Annotated in this window: 1 pseudogene; it reads right to left on the bottom strand. The window is 73.4% G+C overall.

Annotated elements, in window-relative coordinates:
• A pseudogene (locus tag P409_RS35860) lies at positions 1–274 on the bottom strand (calcium-binding protein); the annotation flags it as partial.

The raw sequence follows: 274 nt of genomic DNA on the forward strand, positions 1-274 counted from the left end.
CGCCATACAGCCGGTCGGCGAAGCCGGAGCCGGTGAGGTTCTCGATCCCGCTCAGCGTGTCGCCCTGGGCGTCGCCGCCCGCGCCGGTGCCGGCCGTGAGGTTGACCGAGACGCCGGCGGCAGAACCGGCGTAGTCGGCAGTGTCCGTGCCGTTGCCGCCCTGCAGCGTGTCCGCGCCGGCGCCGCCATGGAGGATGTCGTCGCCGCTGCCACCGGCCAGGACATTGGCCCCACCGTCGCCGATCAGCGTGTCGTTGAAGGCCGAGCCGGTCAG

Source organism: Inquilinus limosus MP06 (assembly GCF_000767795.1).
In the GTDB taxonomy this organism is placed as follows: domain Bacteria; phylum Pseudomonadota; class Alphaproteobacteria; order DSM-16000; family Inquilinaceae; genus Inquilinus; species Inquilinus limosus_E.